This window comes from Confluentibacter citreus (genome assembly GCF_002807055.1).
GTDB classification, from domain to species: domain Bacteria; phylum Bacteroidota; class Bacteroidia; order Flavobacteriales; family Flavobacteriaceae; genus Confluentibacter; species Confluentibacter citreus.
Genome location: NZ_NIXN01000006.1, coordinates 82556 through 100249 on the forward strand (window position 1 = coordinate 82556; position 17694 = coordinate 100249).

12 protein-coding genes are annotated in these 17694 nt (G+C 34.2%); 6 read left to right on the forward strand and 6 right to left on the reverse strand.

The features are described 5' to 3' along the window. Positions 1 to 42 precede the first annotated feature (42 nt). Positions 43 to 876, reverse strand: coding sequence for an alpha/beta fold hydrolase (locus CDH49_RS11990; RefSeq protein ID WP_100615771.1), 834 nt, complete (start codon positions 874 to 876; stop codon positions 43 to 45). A 719-nt stretch (positions 877 to 1595) separates the two neighbouring features. Between CDH49_RS11990 and CDH49_RS11995 the strand changes: the two genes are divergently transcribed. From CDH49_RS11995 to CDH49_RS12025, 6 genes are all read left to right on the forward strand, one after another. Continuing rightward, on the forward strand, positions 1596 to 2954 hold the full coding sequence (locus CDH49_RS11995) for a tetratricopeptide repeat protein (protein WP_157805309.1): 1359 nt from the start codon (positions 1596 to 1598) through the stop codon (positions 2952 to 2954). Between the two features lie 69 nt (positions 2955 to 3023). Beyond that, complete coding sequence (locus CDH49_RS12000; RefSeq protein ID WP_100615773.1) at positions 3024 to 4322, forward strand: vanadium-dependent haloperoxidase; 1299 nt, start codon at positions 3024 to 3026, stop codon at positions 4320 to 4322. Positions 4323 to 4682: 360 nt separating this feature from the next. Then, a complete protein-coding gene (locus tag CDH49_RS12005; RefSeq protein ID WP_100615774.1) occupies positions 4683 to 9062 on the forward strand; it encodes a hypothetical protein in 4380 nt (1459 codons plus the stop codon). A gap of 222 nt (positions 9063 to 9284) precedes the next feature. After that, positions 9285 to 9464 (forward strand): hypothetical protein, encoded by a 180-nt coding sequence (locus tag CDH49_RS12015; RefSeq protein ID WP_100615776.1) that lies wholly within the window; start codon positions 9285 to 9287, stop codon positions 9462 to 9464. Positions 9465 to 10312: 848 nt separating this feature from the next. Then, positions 10313 to 10948, forward strand: a complete 636-nt coding sequence (locus CDH49_RS12020) for a YqaA family protein (protein ID WP_100615777.1) — start codon at positions 10313 to 10315, stop codon at positions 10946 to 10948. A gap of 30 nt (positions 10949 to 10978) precedes the next feature. Further along, positions 10979 to 11272: a DUF3817 domain-containing protein gene (locus tag CDH49_RS12025; protein ID WP_100615778.1), complete on the forward strand. Its 294-nt coding sequence runs from the start codon at positions 10979 to 10981 to the stop codon at positions 11270 to 11272. Positions 11273 to 11549: 277 nt separating this feature from the next. On the opposite strand, the gene leuB is transcribed toward CDH49_RS12025, so the two are convergent. From leuB to CDH49_RS12050, 5 genes are all read right to left on the reverse strand, one after another. Further along, positions 11550 to 12608, reverse strand: a complete 1059-nt coding sequence (gene leuB, locus CDH49_RS12030; protein ID WP_100615779.1) for a 3-isopropylmalate dehydrogenase — start codon at positions 12606 to 12608, stop codon at positions 11550 to 11552. A gap of 99 nt (positions 12609 to 12707) precedes the next feature. Beyond that, positions 12708 to 14231 (reverse strand): alpha-isopropylmalate synthase regulatory domain-containing protein, encoded by a 1524-nt coding sequence (locus CDH49_RS12035; RefSeq protein WP_100615780.1) that lies wholly within the window; start codon positions 14229 to 14231, stop codon positions 12708 to 12710. After that, positions 14232 to 14828: a 3-isopropylmalate dehydratase small subunit gene (leuD, locus tag CDH49_RS12040; protein WP_100615781.1), complete on the reverse strand. Its 597-nt coding sequence runs from the start codon at positions 14826 to 14828 to the stop codon at positions 14232 to 14234. An 87-nt stretch (positions 14829 to 14915) separates the two neighbouring features. Beyond that, positions 14916 to 16310 (reverse strand): 3-isopropylmalate dehydratase large subunit, encoded by a 1395-nt coding sequence (gene leuC, locus CDH49_RS12045; protein ID WP_100615782.1) that lies wholly within the window; start codon positions 16308 to 16310, stop codon positions 14916 to 14918. Between the two features lie 304 nt (positions 16311 to 16614). Then, positions 16615 to 17664, reverse strand: a complete 1050-nt coding sequence (locus CDH49_RS12050) for an Ig-like domain-containing protein (RefSeq protein WP_100615783.1) — start codon at positions 17662 to 17664, stop codon at positions 16615 to 16617. Positions 17665 to 17694: the final 30 nt, after the last annotated feature.

The following is a 17694-nucleotide window of genomic DNA, read 5'->3' on the forward strand; positions in this document are numbered from 1 at the left end:
GGGAACTGTACTTTTTTGAATATATATAGAGGGTGAATGATGCTAAGAATTTAAAAAATCAATTAAAAGCTTATTAAGTTCGTGTTTGTGGGTGATGTTCAATCCATGTGGGGCACCTTTAATAACATGATACGCATTGTTTTCAATGCCTTTGGCAGCTTGGTCACCCGAAGTTTCTATTGGGACTATTTGATCCTCGTCGCCATGAACAATCAAGCACGGTACATTAATATTACCGAGTTCTGGTCTAAAATCGGTTTCGGCCCAAGCTCGGGCTGCTTGTATGGTCGCTCGGGGAGAGGCATGGGCAGCGATGCTCCAATCGTAATCCAATTGCGCTTTACTTACCAAGTTTCCCACAGGGGCATCCACAAAATTGTAAAAGTTTTTATGGAAATCTGTTAAAAAACCCACGCGATCGGTCTCCAAAGCGTCCAAAATAGTATCCAATTTGCTTTGAGGAACGCCATTTGGGTTATCCTCTTTTTGTGCCACTAATGGAATAATAGAACTTATTAAAGCCACTTTACTAATATTTTCGGTTCCAAAATCGGTGCAATAGCGAACCACTTCGCCACCGCCCATAGAAAAACCGACAAGCACCACATCTTTAAGTTCCAATTGAGTGATGATTTCATGTAGATCGGCTGCCAAGTTAGAATATTCATAACCGCTCCAAGGCTCGGAAGACGAACCAAAACCACGGCGATCGTAGGCAATGCATCTGTAACCGGCTTGTATCACTGCCCAAATTTGTTGCTCCCAAGATTTATGCGATAATGGCCAACCATGAATTAATATGACGGGCTGTCCCGTACCATAATCCTTAAAATATAAATCGACTAATGCGTCTGCGCTATTGTTTGTTATAAACATGATGTATCTCTTTTTAATTACAAGCGACAAATTAGTATTTGTTATAAAAAAGTAGGTGTTGTGTTGAATATTTTTTTAACTCAAATAGTAAAGGAGGCTTTTATGAAAAGCATCATACTTTTTAAGTATACTTTTTAGTTTTAAATAAATTGAGGAAATACATCTTTAAATTGAATGTTTCAAAGAATCCTGGCTATTTTTGGGTGATATACCAACTTGCGACGACTGTAGATTATTAGTTATTTACAAATGATTGTCGGCTTATAAATTTATTTTATTTTTGTGCCGATTCCTTTTAACTCAGTATGCAAACAACCACCACCATCAATCTGGCAGTTTTGCCTTTCGAGGATTTATCTTCCAAAAAGGAATTGGGTATATTTTGTCGCTCCTTTAGCTCAGATCTTATTACGGGACTTTCCCGCTTTCGTCAGTTTCGGGTGTTTAAATTTCCCAATGAAATTTCTATTGAACAAATCCTAAAAACCTTAAAGGAAGGCTATTTTGTACAAGGTGATTTTCGGTGTAAAAGCGAGATGGTCCATCTGAATGTCCAACTCTATAATACAGAAACACGGCATTTGGTATGGGGCTATCGGTTTGAGGGGCAGCTCACAGAGCTAAACGACATTCAGGACGACCTGCTAAAGAGTGTCGTTGCCGTACTTCAACAACAAATAGACTATGACCTTTTATCCGAATTAAGACAAAGCCCCAAAGTGGCATTTAGCGCCTATGAGCATTGGCTTTATGGTATTGAGGAGCTAAAAAAAGGATCTATACAAGCCGATTTGTTAGCCCGAGAGCATTTTGAAAAAGCTTTGAAAATACAACCGGATTACGCCTTGGCCTGTACTGGCATGTCGCTTTCCTATTTTAACGAATGGACCTGTCAGCTATGGGATCGCTGGGAAGTAAGCAAATCAGGGGCTTTTGAATGGGCACAAAGAGCGATTGAGCTGGACGACCAAAATCACATCATTACCATGGTACTGGGAAGGATTTTTTTATACGAAGGTTCTTATGATACCGCGGAATATTATTTTAGAAAATCTTTAATGCTGAACTCTAATGACCCAGATACGCTGCTCCCCATTGCCCTATACATTGTATATCTGGGATTGGGCAAAGAAGCGTTGAAGTTATTTGAAAGAAGTTTGGAGTTAAACCCGTTTAATGCTGATTATCAACTTCGCATTGGAGGTTTTATCTATTTTGAGTTGGGCGAATATGAAAAAGCAGCCTCCTTCATCAAACATAAACCCAATGGGATCGCTAAAATTGCAGATACGGATGCCTATTGTGCTGCTATTTACTATCACCTTGGGCAATTTGACCAAATGCAAACCTATTGGAATTCCTATCTGGAGACTTACCGAGTTCTTATCGCTAAAGGAACCGATTTTGACCCGCAGGATGCTATCGATTGGATCTTTAAACTCAATCCGCATCGGCATGTATCCCATCTGGAAGATTTTCTCAAATTTATAAGCAAAGGGCGTTTCCAACATGCTCCGGTTAAAAAAATACCTGCGAAAGAAAAAGGGCTTATTGTAAATTCTTTTATAAAAGAAGCAGGGGTGTGGAAATTTTCCTTTGATAATTCCGTAATTCAGATCCCGGAAGTAAAAGGATTTTATGATCTTCAGAAATTGCTGATGCAACCCGGACAGGTTTTTCACTGTGCCGAACTCATGGGGAGTTCGCTGGAAGATAAAAGTGAAAAGCTTATCGACGAAAAATCCCGGAGAGACTATCAAAAAAGGATTTTGGAGCTGCAAAGTGCCATAGAAGAAGCGGAAATGCAGAATGATTATAGCAATATACATACACTGCATGAAGAATATGACATGCTAATAGAACATTTATCCAAATCGTTGGGTTTACAAGGAAAGATTCGGGAAACTGGCAGTGTGGTAGAAAAAGCCCGATCGGCTGTGACCTGGCGCATCCGCAATGCCATAGCTAAAATAGAATTGCACCATCCTTTTATGGGAGCACATCTTTCCAATGCCATTAAAACAGGTACCTTTTGTTCCTATAAACCGGACAGGGACATACACTGGGAAACCGTGTAAGTCCGCTTGCCTCACATTGTAAGGCACATACTTACGTCTATATCATTGTACTTAAAAATTAAATGTATAATGAAAAAAATGATGTTTACAATGATTGTTTTAACCTGTTTGAATTCGACAGGATGTAGTAATGGTCAGGCTCAAGAGCCTGAAGTAGAAACCCTTTCCAACAAGGTGATTCTAGAATGGAACGCTGTTGCTTATGAGGCCTTCGGTGGTGAATTATACCAGAATTCCGTTATGGCGTCACGGATTAATGCGATGGTGCATCTAGCTATGCATGATGCTATAAATGCCATTTACCCGAAATATGCCACCTATGCCTTTACCGGAAAAGATGCCAGTGCTGACCCAACAGCTGCCGCGGCAAGTGCTGCCTACGAAGTGTTAGTTCATGAAATTCCTAATCAAAAGGTTTTTCTGGATACAGCATTAAATCTCACACTTTTATGGATTCAGAATGGCGAAGCAAAACAAAAAGGCATAGCATTGGGTAAACAAGCTGGACAGGCGATCCTCGATAACCGTGCGAATGATGGTTCCGCAGGCGACCCGATCCATCCGATTGCGGGCATCAACATGCCCGGTGTTTACCAGACGGTTCCACCTTTTGATTTTGTATTCGCACCGTTTTGGTCTGATATGAAGGCATTTGGTCTACAAAAAAATGACCAGTTCCGTTCCGTTCCACCGCCATCGCTGGAAAGTGAGGCATACACCGTAGCCTTTAATGAAGTAAAAAGCCTTGGAAGAACGGGGAGTACCCTTCGCACGGAGGAACAGACTTTCTATGCTAAATTCTGGTATGAATTTTCAGAAGCTGGGTGGAATCGGGTAGCGCGCACCATTGCCACGGATAAGAACCTGGATTTATATGAGACTGCCAGATTATTTGCTTTGGTAGATATGGCCATGGCAGATGCCTATATTGCGGGATGGGATTCCAAATTCCATTATAATTTGTGGAGACCATACACAGCGATACGCTATGCAGATCAGGATGGTAATTCCGGTACCATGGGAGATTTGGAATGGGAAGCCGAAATGCCAACACCACCAGTACAAGATTATCCATCAACCCATAGTGCCTTAGGTAATGCCGCTGCTACAGTGATAGCAAACCTTGTGGATGGCTCAACATCGTTTACTATGATATCACCAACGGCAGTACCAGCTAATAGCAGCCGAAGTTTTAACAGTGTAAAGCAAGCCGCTGATGAAAATGCTGACTCCAGAGTTCAGGCAGGCATTCATTTTCGCTTTGCTTGTACAGCTGGACAAGACATGGGTGACAAAATCGGACTTTGGTTAGTGAATAATTATCTTCAGCCGCTTAGCGCAGATCAAGTCGCGAACACTAAAAATTAATTAACGAATTATATTAATAAGAAAGGACAGATTATATTACATAATACTGTCCTTTCTTATTAATATATGTGTACTATAATGTTCCGCGTTATGTAACTTTGCTTTGGTAAAAGCGAAGTTTTAACTACTATATTTTCATGTTTTTTTATTCTAAAATGTTTATTTAAAAATGTAATGGAATACTTTTTGCCCGAAGCGACGATAGGAGTGAAGTGGGAATATGTATGGAATGGGATTATATTTTCTAATGCTAAATTTATTAGAATATTATGCAATAATTTACTTGTTAAATTTGGTATATTGTAATTGTTTATAGATTTACTCTCTAACTATAAATTTCATTTAAATTTTGAAAGAAATATGCAAGAAACACCTATTTCGGATAGGATTATGTCCATTTTATATAAAGATTACGCAAACCCTTTTTCTAGCAAATTTGATTTCGAAAAATTTGATAAAGAGATTGGTAACGACATTAATAAAAATGAAGAGGATATATTAACATTCATTGTTATATGCAATCAAAAATTCAAAGAAATACATGAACATTTTTCGCAGGTATTCTCTGAATTAAACTTAACTCAAAGAGAATTAATAGAGTTTCTACACAAAGCATTAAATAAAAACACGCTTGATTTGGCTCCATTAATTGTAGAGCAAATGAAGGGTAATAAAAAAATCTCTTTTCATATGGGAGATTTAAATTTTACAAAATTTTTATTTGAAAATGGAAATGAAGCAAATATTCAACAAGTATTTGAGTTAGGTGGAGATATTTTGAATGTATTGATTTCTGCTGCTAACAATTGGGAAGCAAATCTAAACAAGATTTTCCCAAGGCATATGCATAGTGAAGAAGAATTGGGTCAGTTATTTAGCTATTTATGGAATCCATCCAATATTCTCTTAAACATACAATCAGCATATAGAGTTTTAATTTTTGAACATGGACAAATAGAGAACAATGAGAATTTTAAATCATTAAAAATTACTACTGGTGATAAATGGCTAAGGATTCTTAGACAAGCTTCTGAAATTCGGTCTGCAAATAATTTGAGTGAGTTTTTATATCCACTACTTGAATTATATAAAAAATTTAATCCAAATAAGCCAGGAATAAAAAGCTATAAGTCAATTAATGGGTTAATTACTTTATCATCCAATACTATAAAAGAATCTAGTAGCAGAGCTCTTGCTAATGCAAATTTAATGATTAGATATTATCATTATGATTCAGAAAAACTGAAGTATTATAACAACTTAACTCTTAATGAATTAACTGAGGTTTTAATTCAAATTGTAGACTTCGTAAGTTTTATATATGGGCAATCTGTTGAAAATGGAAATAATAATTCAATTTATGATACACCATCTCGAATTAAAAAAAATCATCTGATTAAATACTTGATAGATTGTACAAGTTATTCTAAAGATATAATAGATAAAGTTCTATCATCACTTACGTCGAATGATAAAACTCCAAATTTATGGAGAAAACCATTCTATGAAATAGGTGAAAATTTATGTTTCTGTATTGCGACGCTAAATGCCCCTAATTATTCAATCCTTTGTGAAGGAATACTTAATCAAGCAGGTTATTTCCCTAAAAAAAATGAACTTTTATTAATTAAAACCATTGATAATGAACTAGATGAAAAGCGTATAAAGTATAAATTCAACAAAATTAATATTGAAGAATTACTTGATGAATATTCTGATTATGAAAATAATTTAATTTATGAATTAAACGATTATTATCTATTTATTCAATCAAAGAGTTATCCCCATCCATTTGAGTCCGATGAAATAAATGCGGTTATTAAAGATATGGAGGAAACAACTTTTCAAATATTAGACAAATTAGAAAATTTACCTAAAAATATTAAAGACAAACCTATTTTACCTCTAATAGTAACTAATTATATAACATTTACATCTTTAAGTATAAATAATATCTCAATAATTGATTTGCAATTATTGAAGAATTATTTTTTAACAGGTAACTTTAGGAGAGGTCAAATAAGTTTTGAAAAAAAGATAAAAATACAAAGGGAATATGCGAAAATTGATTACTACAAAGGAGAAAAAGAATTCAATAATAACTTTCTTAATTTTTTAGTAAATCCGATTCCTTTATCTACAATCTATGAAAGACTTTGTTGGAAAGAAGTTGTTATAACACCTCCCAAGTTTACTCCAAAAATAACGTTGGATTATGTTGACCAAATAAGTACTGATGATACTATTTATAATCACTTAAATATTTTAGAAAACGCTCTTAATAACAAATATTTTTATGACCGAGATAGTAGAACGAAAGAACTTTATGACAGTTCTATTTCATACTCTTTGACAAATGTTTTACATTTTATAGCTTTTGGAGATTATGAATTGTCAAAAACTAAGATTAATTTATATAATATATTACAGAAATATAGAATAGAAGGGTTTGGACATATTTTAGTTAATTTAAATAATGCAATTGGAAATATCTCTTATTCTAAAATAAAAAAAGATAAAACATTTAATATAACTGCATTAGATGAAGATGATGAAGCTTTAAAGCTATATTCAAAAATTTTTGAGGACAATGGCTCCCCTAATCATATTCGTTTGAATGGTTATGAAATAAAAAATGGGCTTTTTTCTAAAAATGAAGAGAAGAAATTAATTTCTTTAGCTCTATCAGTACTTTCAACACTTGGTCCTCATAATATTAGTGATGACAATTTTGAAGACTATTTTTTGCAACTTGCAATAATTAAAGGGTTTAAAACCAAATATCAACTCGATTTTGAATTCTATGCGACTTGTGACAATTTAATGGATACATTAAACTTTAATAATAAATATCAAAGAGCAAGAAATTTTGGAGAAGAAATTTTAACAATCGCCATAGATGAAAATAACCACCATTATGGTTGGGGAATTTTATTTAGATGCTTTACATATCAAAATAGCGTTTTCGAAGCAAGCATCTATGGAGCATTATATTTTACTTCATTATCGAGAGTTGGAGTAATGAAGTATAGCATTATAACTGAATTATTATATAACGCATTAAAGTTTTTTAGAAATTTCAAGTTATATGATATGTTGGAGGATATAAATAAAATTGTTAATGAAATCAGATTAAAAAAATATGACCAACAAAAATTTAAGCTAAGTTATTACCTAAGTTCAATACATGTTATAAAAAGTAAACCCGAAATTTTTGATGAATCATTACAATATTTAGAAGAGAACTTCAAAGATATTATTGCATTCGATGATAAAGGAACATTGCCTTGGCTTAACTATCTGTATAATATAAAAAGGTATAAAGACGCTGGTTTTAATGAATTTAATAAACCAATTGAGAAACATATTAAAAGGCTAGAATCTTCAACAGATTCTGATAAAGTTGATAAATTAAAATCAAATCATTTTGGTGATAAGGCAAGTAGTAAAACAAAATTAATAGATTCGTTAATAGGCGTTTTTGAAACTAATACAATTATTGATTTTAAGTTTGAAGTTAAGCATTTAGAAGTACGAATCAATATATTATTGCCTGAAGCAATAAAAGATAATGATATTGAAAGCATATTACTTTCGGGAATTGTCCTTAACGATAATAGTCTTACTTACAATAACAAATATTTTTCACAGAACACGGTTGTTAAGGTTACTCCAGAATTTAATGAAGAATTAGAGAAAAAATTAAAAAATTACAAAGATTATTTAGTTAATTCCATTACCATTGAAGAGAACCAATTATTTGTTTGGTTGTTTAATGTCCATAAAAAGGTATATGTTTTGACTATTAATAATGTAAAAGACATTAATTTTAAAGAATTAGTTCAATGGGATTATGACCTGATGCAAAATTGGATTAAATCTAAAGAAAATTTTTATTTTGATTCAGGAAAGTATTTTGACATTGCTGAACAAGAATCAAGATATTTAGAAGTATTAAAATCTCTTAGTTTTTCAAATTTAGACTTAGATAAAAATTTTGATGAAATATTATTTACGAGTAGTATAGAGTTAGCAGAGTTTCCAACTAATTTAATTGTTAACAATAATGATTTCCTAAGTTCTTTAACTTCTATAAGCAATGTAATTTCTGCAGAATGGTATATTCAAAATGGTAATGAAATTCTATTAAAAAGCAATTTTACATCTACAGCTTGGATTCCTATTGATGATGGAGATTTACGAATAAATAAGAGCTTTGATAAATTTAAACCAATATTAAAAAAGAATAATGTTGAAGTAATTACTTCTAGAAATTTCATAAATAAGATTAATACTAATCTTAATATTTTTCTGGCTCATGGAAAACTGGGCTTTAAAAACTTTAAAGGCATATACACTAGTAATGATTCAGAAAGTGCAGTTATTTACCCTAAAGAATTATTTGGAAATGGCGAAGTTGCTATACTTTTTATATGCAATTCTGGTGTTTCTAATGAAGATTTTTTTGCTAATAGCGTTACTTCCTTATGTTATGATATTTTAGAACTAGGGTATAAAGCAGTAATTGCTCCATTTTGGCCATTAGAAACGACAATACCCTCGTATTGGTATAGTGAATTTATTAAATGTTTTAAAGAAGGTTATAAGCTATCAGAAGCTGTTTATTTAGCAAATTTGTCACTTGCGGTTTACAAAGATGATATTTCTATGGGGTTTGTAGTTCCTGAAGGTAAACTCGCTATGCATATTTATGGTAATCCCAATATTAGAATTGAATAATGAATGATTTAAAAGTATTATTTGCGGATATTGGTTTGAAACTCGTACCAAACTTAAATGGGAGGGAAGGAGTTGATTATTTTATTGAAAACAATCAAATATATCTAAAATCTATAGATTTAGATACCACAGAGCGTAGTATAAAAAATTTCCAAACTAGAGTTAGGAGAATTAAATGCTAATTTATTTATAGCTTTAATTTTAATAATTGATAAAGAACCTATGGTTGTTTACATAATTCCATCGAAGGATTTGCTGACGGTTGATAACAATATATTTGTAGATAACGAAGTGAGTTTAATGCCCAGTCTATCAAATTGGGAAATTAAAGTTTCTAGTAATACAATTCCAGAATTGGCAAAATATGCCTTAGAAAATATGGTTCATAAACTAAAAGTTTAATTTTATAACATTATGTATAATAGAAGTAGAGGGTTTTTTACCCAGATGAAGCGCCGGCTAAAAGGCCTCAGAAAACTTTGGTTAAAACAATAGGTGAAATGAGCGTCCATATTTTAGAGGTCTAGTAAGGCAGTTTCTTAAGAGTAACAACTTTTCATTGGATTTCAAAGCTATGTAAACTAGTAACAATGTTTTCTAAAATATAGCGATTGAGCCGTATATTGTTTCCAAAGTTTTGTGCAGCCTTGATTTTTTTGTTTCTTTTTTTATCAAGAAAAAAAGATAATAAAACATTTTTACATAATGGCAAATTATAGCTACAAATGTGTAAATGTGAAGTTTCTTGAGAATCGCGTATTTAAAAAATGTTGAACGATTATACAGAATATTAAAAATAAACGAAAAGCCAAACACGAATGTTTAATGACCCAAGTACTAAACATCCTATATAATGCTATAAACACTCTGGGATATTTTACATAATATTGAATTATAGCTATACAATGATATGAAATACATTTGTACCATAATTTATATTATGTAAAATAGAATATTTTAAAGCAGCTTAATTCCATGTAAACGTTACCACCTCTACCAAATTATAATATATGGCAAAAAAAGGTGATAAAATATGCATTAAAACAGATTGTGAATTCATATTTATTGTATATTGTCCTCATTAAACACCAACTAAACTTTATTTGATATTGAAGGCTCGAGATTTATATTCCGAGCCTTTTTTATTTAGGGGGTTTAGCGTATTAAAAGTTTGTTAATAAAAGTTTCATAAACTATAAAGAACCTATACTAAATACTATCTTTGCTGCTCAATTTAGGTGTCCCCAGTGATGAAACCAAAAGCAAAGCCAAAAGCAAAAGAAAAACCCAATGCAGGAAAATCGCGTTCAAAATTATTGCACCAGTATTATAAATATACTGGTTTTTACTCGTTTGTATGGAAAAGCGTTTTAAAAGCGTTGCCTTACATTATTATTTTGGTAGCTGCCGTATTTGTGTTCAATCATTTTTTTAGTATCAACAACATCTTGGTACGCATGACTGAAACATTGCCTATTTGGGGTGTTTTAGGAGTGTTTTTTGTTTCAGAAACCTTATTAGGTTTGGTGCCACCGGAAATTTTTATTGCTTGGGCCGCAAAAATGGACATGCCTTGGTTGTTTCTTAGTTTTCTTGGGTTTATCTCTTATTTCGGTGGACTCATATCCTATTGGATTGGTATTGCCATTACTAAAATACCAGTGGTACACAATTATTTAGAGGTTAAAATGGCAAAACAGCTTAAAAACTCTAAAAAATGGGGTGGGTTTTTAATTGTTGTGGGTGCGTTGCTCCCCTTGCCTTTTTCCATATCGTGTATGGCTGCCGGCATTATTGAGTATCCGTTTAAAGGCGTGATTTTATTTGGGTCGTTGCGATTGTTGCGGTTTGCCATTTACGGACTCATCTTGTTTCAAGTATTTTAAATATTATTTCGTAAATTAAATTAAAACGGTATGTTTTCATTACTAAATATCTTTCGTGTTGTTGCCTTTTTAGAAGGTGTATCTTATATCTTATTATTGTTTATTGCTACGCCTATTAAGCATTTTGGAGGTGATGAACAATATGTCAAATTACTGGGCATGCCACATGGTTTGTTATTTGTAACCTACATCGTTTTGGCCATCATGCTGAAAAATGAATTGAAATGGACTCCCAAACAATTCGCCATCGTTTTAGTGGCATCTATCATTCCGTTTGGAACGTTTTATGTTGAAAGGGCTTATTTGAGAAGAGTTAATAATTAATAATGAATAATTATTAGTTAAACATTTAATTTATAGGTTTTTAAATTATTTTAAATTATTCATTGCTTTAATATAATATATGTGCCAGTTCGAATGAATTTCAGGAATGGAAAGACTGGAATTAGTATCTAGAACCATAACTAAAAAGCTTCTCGATACAATTTTCTCATGCTTCGAAAATTACTCGAAGTGACATTTCAGGTTTTCGATTATGCTTTTAAACAAAAAAGGTGACTCATTTAGAATCACCTTTTTGTTTATAATAAAATCGTTATGATTAGATGTTAGCAGCTAACCAGTCACCAACTTCTTTAGTTCCAAACGCTTTTCCGCCATCGGCTAAATCTTCAGTCACCATGCCTTGCGCTAATGCTTTATTCACAACGTTACGAATGGCAGCACCTTCTTCCTGTAAATTAAAAGCCATTTCAAACATCATCGCAGCCGATAACACAGTCGCCATTGGGTTTGCTATATTTAAGCCTGTTGCTTGTGGATACGACCCGTGGATAGGTTCGAACAACTGATTTTCAGTTCCAATGGATGCCGATGGCATTAAACCCATAGAACCAGAAATTACAGAAGCTTCATCCGTTAAAATATCCCCGAACAGGTTTTCAGTAATCAATACATCATAACTATTTGGCCATTGTACCAAACGCATGGCAACGGCATCTACAAATTCATATGATACTTTCACTTCTGGATAGTCTTTTTCCATCGCTTGCACGGTTTCTCTCCATAAACGTGATGTTTCCAAGACATTGGCTTTATCAACACAACATAATTTTTTGCCTCGAGTCATCGCCAATTCAAAGCCCTTTTTAGCCAAACGCTTTACTTCTTCCCTGGTGTAAACACAATTGTCATAAGCGGTTTCTCCACCATCTCTTCTACCTTTTTCACCAAAATAAATACCACCGGTCAATTCACGTAAAATCACCAAATCCGTCCCTTCAATACGCTCTCTTTTTAATGGGGATTTATCAATCAACGATGGAAATGTAAAGGTCGGACGAATGTTAGCAAACAAGCCCAACGCTTTACGCATTTTAAGTAAGCCTTGTTCTGGTCTTACTTTGGCTGATGGATCGTTATCGTATTTCGGGTGACCAATAGCACCAAACAATACGGCATCGGCATTTTTACATATTTCGTGTGTAGAGTCTGGATAAGGCTCTCCAACGGCATCAATGGCAGCGGCACCTGTTAAGGCTGGTATCCAAGTGATTTCATGTCCGAATTTCTTAGCAACCGCATCACTTACTTTTACTGCTTGATCAATAACTTCTGGGCCAATGCCATCACCTGCTAATAGGGCTATATTTAATTTCATAAGTAACTATTTATTTTTTTTTATCGGTCTTATGCAATCGCTTAATTTTTATTTATGGTTGTTTAAGACAAACATTTTATTTAGAAGCGATTTCATATTCTAATTTATAATAATATTTAACATTTTTTCGGTGGCTTTAATAGCAGAAACCGTTTGATCGGAGTCTAAACCACGCGTTTTAAATTCTTTCTCTGGGCTTTTCCAAGTAATGATGGTTTCACACAAGGCATCTGAATGACTTCCGGGTGGGATTCGAACGGCGTAATCTATCAAATCTGGCAAGACTAATTTTTTCTTTCTGAAAATGCTCCTGATGGCATTCATAAATGCATCAAATTGGCCGTCACCTTGCGCATTTTCCTCAAAGGTTTTGCCTTCTATCGTGATGGAAATACTTGTAGATGGCCTTAAGCCCTTCGCATGTGTTAGCACATAAGAATCTACTTTTATTTTTTCCTCATAGGAATGACTGTCCAATACATCGGAAATGATATAAGGTAAGTCCTCTTTGGTCACCACTTCTTTTTTATCGCCCAATTCGATGATACGTTGGGTGACTTTTTTTAAATCCTCATCCTTAAGCTGTAAGCCTAATTCTTGTAAATTCTTTTGGATATTCGCTTTTCCAGACGCTTTTCCTAAGGCATATTGTCTGGTTCTACCAAAACGTTCTGGTAATAAATTACTGAAATATAGATTTTTTTTGTTGTCGCCATCTGCATGAATACCCGCCGTTTGTGTAAATACATTGGCGCCAATCACCGGTTTGTTGGCAGGAATCATGATTCCTGAAAAAGTCTCTACTAATTTGCTAACCGTGTACAGTACTTTTTCATTCACGCCAATTTTTAAATTAGGCATAAAATCGTTTATAACCGCAATCGTACTGGCCATAGGTGCATTTCCAGCACGTTCGCCCATACCGTTTACGGTTAAGTGCAATCCATCAGCCCCCGCTTTTAACGCTTCCACTACATTGGCAACACCAAAATCATAATCGTTGTGCGCATGGAAATCGAAATGTAAATGCGGATATTTTGTTTTGATGACAGAAACAAATTCATAAGATTCCCAAGGCGTTAAAATACCAAGGGTATCGGGAAGCATGATGCGTTCCACTGCTTGCTTAGAGATAAACTCTAAATATTCAAAAACATAGTCTTTGGAATTGCGCATGCCATTGCTCCAATCTTCTAAATACACATTGGTTTTGATGCCTTTTTGTGTCGCTAGTAAAATGGATTCCGAAATTTCCTTAAAGTGCTGACTAGGAGTCTTTTTTAACTGATAAGTTAAATGATTTAATGAACCTTTGGTTAGCAAGTTTTGCACCTTGGCTCCTGCTTCCAACATCCAATTGATGGACACGCCATTATCAACAAACGTTAATACTTCAATCTGGTTTAAATAGCCATGAGCATTGGCCCAATTGGTAATGCCCTTGACGGCTTGAAATTCGCCCTCAGACACTCTGGCTGAAGCAATTTCAATACGATCCACTTTTAATTCTTCCAGTAAAAGCTTGGCGATGTTTAGTTTTTCAGAAGCAGAAAACGACACGCCTGAGGTTTGCTCACCATCGCGCAATGTCGTATCCATTATTTCAATTTTCTTGAGGGTCATTTAGAGCAATAGTCCATTAGCAAATGATTCTATCTCCGATTTCATGCTTTGTAAGTAATCAATATCATCAAAACCATTCAGCATATTGTCTTTTTTATAACTATTGATTTCAAAAGATTCTTGTGCCCCTGTTGAAAGAAGGGTTATGGTTTGATTCGGAAGATTTACTTCTATTTCCGTATTTGGATCGTCATAAATAGCGTTGAAAATTTGCTCGGAGAATTCAGCACTTACTTGAACTGGTAATACACCAACATTCAAGCAGTTATTTCTGAAGATATCAGCAAAAAAGCTTGATACCACACAACGGAACCCATAATCATAAACCGCCCAAGCTGCGTGTTCCCTAGAAGAACCAGAGCCAAAATTTTTGCCTCCGACTAAAATTTTACCTGAATAAATAGGGTTGTTTAGTACAAAGCTTTCTTTAGGAGAATTATCGTTGTTATATCTCCAATCACGAAATAAATTATCGCCAAAACCTTCACGCTTGGTTGCTTTTAAGAAACGAGCTGGTATGATTTGATCGGTATCTACATTTTCCAATGGTAATGGAACCGCTGTACTTGTTAGTATATTAAATTTATCGTATGCCATCTTTTTAAGTTAAAAGTTAAAAGTTAAAAGTTAAAAATTTTTGAATTCTTTACTTTATTTTTTTAACTATTCATTATTAATTGTTAATTACAAAAGAGTTCTTGGGTCTGTAACCACGCCAGTAACCGCAGCGGCAGCAGCCACTAACGGACTTGCTAACAACGTTCTGGAACCTGGTCCTTGACGACCTTCAAAGTTTCTGTTAGAGGTGCTTACCGCATATTTCCCAGCAGGCACTTTGTCATCATTCATTGCCAAACAAGCTGAGCAACCTGGTTGTCTCAATACAAATCCAGCCTCGTTAATGATGTCTAAAATACCTTCTTCCTTGATTAAGGCTTCCACTTCATGAGAACCAGGCACTAACCAAGCGGTCACATTATCTGCTTTTTTTCTTCCTTTTACAATAGATGCAAAGGCTCTAAAATCCTCAATTCTACCATTGGTACAACTTCCTAAGAACACATAATCGACTTTTTTGCCAATCATTTGATCGTTTTCGTGGTAACCCATATAGTCTAAGGACTTTTTGTATGTTGCCACGCCACCTTCAACCGCTTCAGCATTTGGGATGTTTTTGGAAATACCCATGCCCATACCCGGATTGGTTCCGTACGTAATCATCGGTTCAATATCACTAGCAGAAAAGGTTAATTCTTTATCAAATTTCGCATCAGCATCGGTTTTCAAGGTTTTCCAATGTGCCACGGCTGTATCCCACGCCTCACCTTTCAGCGATAATGGTTTGTCTTTTAAATAAGCGAAGGTTGTTTCGTCTGGTGCAATCATACCACCACGTGCACCCATCTCGATGGATAAGTTACAAACGGTCATACGTCCTTCCATGGTCATGTTTTCAAAAACATCACCAGCATACTCCACAAAATAACCTGTAGCGCCAGAAGTTGTTAATTTTGAAATGATATATAAAGCTACATCTTTTGGAGTAACACCTTTGCCTAATTGCCCATTGATATTAATACGCATTTTTTTAGGTTTTGGCTGCATGATACATTGTGTAGAAAGTACCATTTCCACTTCAGATGTTCCAATACCAAAAGCAATGGCACCAAAAGCACCATGTGTAGAGGTATGCGAATCACCACAAACAATAGTCGCTCCGGGGAATGTAATACCGTTTTCTGGACCTACGACGTGAACAATACCATTTTTTTGATGACCAAGACCCCAATGGCTAATGCCATATTCGTTTGAGTTATCCTCCAACGCTTTTAATTGGTTGGCAGACAACGGATCTTCAACAGGTAAATGCTGATTAATGGTTGGTGTATTGTGATCGGCCGTAGCAAAGGTACGCTCCGGATATAATACTTTTAATCCTCTACTTTTTAATCCAAGAAACGCCACAGGGCTAGTTACTTCGTGTATAAAGTGTCTATCAATAAAGAATATATCTGGACCACCTTCAATCTTTCTTACAACATGTGAATCCCACACCTTATCAAACAATGTTTTACTCATATAGTATTTAATTTAGTATTGTAGCTTTATTACTATTATAGATATGTATTTTTCTAAGCTATTTTGGACAACAAATTTACGAAAAACTCTATTTTATTGAAGACTTTTGAAACTATTAGATTCATTTTATGATATTTTTATAAAATAACCAATAGATATGAAATATTTTATATTTAATGCAATAGAATATGATAATCACTTATAAATTTTGAACTTACTAATTCCAAAATAGTATCAAGTACTTGGTGTGATACTGACAACTTAAGTGTTGCTTGGTTTTATAATAGGAAATGAAGCTTGAAAATTACTGTATAATGAAGCTCATATAGGTATTGTTGATGTTTTGCACTATAGAATCATTGGCTTTTAAATCCGTGTCAAAAAGATGGTTTAAGTTGTTTCCTGCTAGATCTTCCAAGCGGTTTTCAACGGATATGGTATAAGTTCCCGATTTCCAAGTTTGATTGGGATAAAAATGAAGTTCATGTTCTTTATTTGCTAATGAAAACGTACCTACTATATTATTTTTATCTGAATCCAAAATAGTAAAGCCTTCCATCGCTACAAAATAATCCATGGCTTCATTAAAATCTATATTTAATAGTTCTTTAGTATCTTTTTTTGGAGATTTAATCAACCAATTTGCGGTATTTGGTTTTTCATTATCCCTACTGCCAACACTGAGTGTTTTAGTATATGCCGAGTCAATGGGTTGTCCTCGGGCATCTTTCCAATTGGAATTAATAGTAATGGTATAATTATGACCTTTTTGGATTGGTAAACCTAGTTCTTTATTGGGAATTAAATCCGTTTTAACCCGGCCAGGATCTAACCAAAGTGTCAACGTGTTGTGATCTTTATTCCAAAGCTCCGATTGTAATTCTAAGAACACCGTTACCTCTTTGTTGGAGGTATTATCATAAATGGTTATATAATCCAAGGAATTCCCAAGTTCCTGCATGGGTTTTGAAAACACTAAATACATTTTAAGCAAATTCTCAGGTACAGAATCCGTCGTTGGATACATAGCTATTAATTCGGTGGTATGTATGTCTTCTGGCTCAATCTTAAAAACATATACAGCTTCTCCTCTATTCTTTATGCTATAGGTTTGTCCGACTGTGAATGGTAAAATCGGAATAAAAGTAATAGTATCACCCTCAATCGACCAATCCCCTAAAATGGGAATATCGGGTTGATTTTCTAATACGATACTTAAATCCTCTAATGCACTTGTAGATTCAAAAGAAATATATTCCCTATTGTTGGTTTCAATAAGGACTAGAGCTGTATTGCCTTCTTTTGTTTTTTTACAATTAAAAAATAGTAACACACAAAAAAAGACCAAGTACATCTTGATCTTTTTTAGGTATATAAATCTACT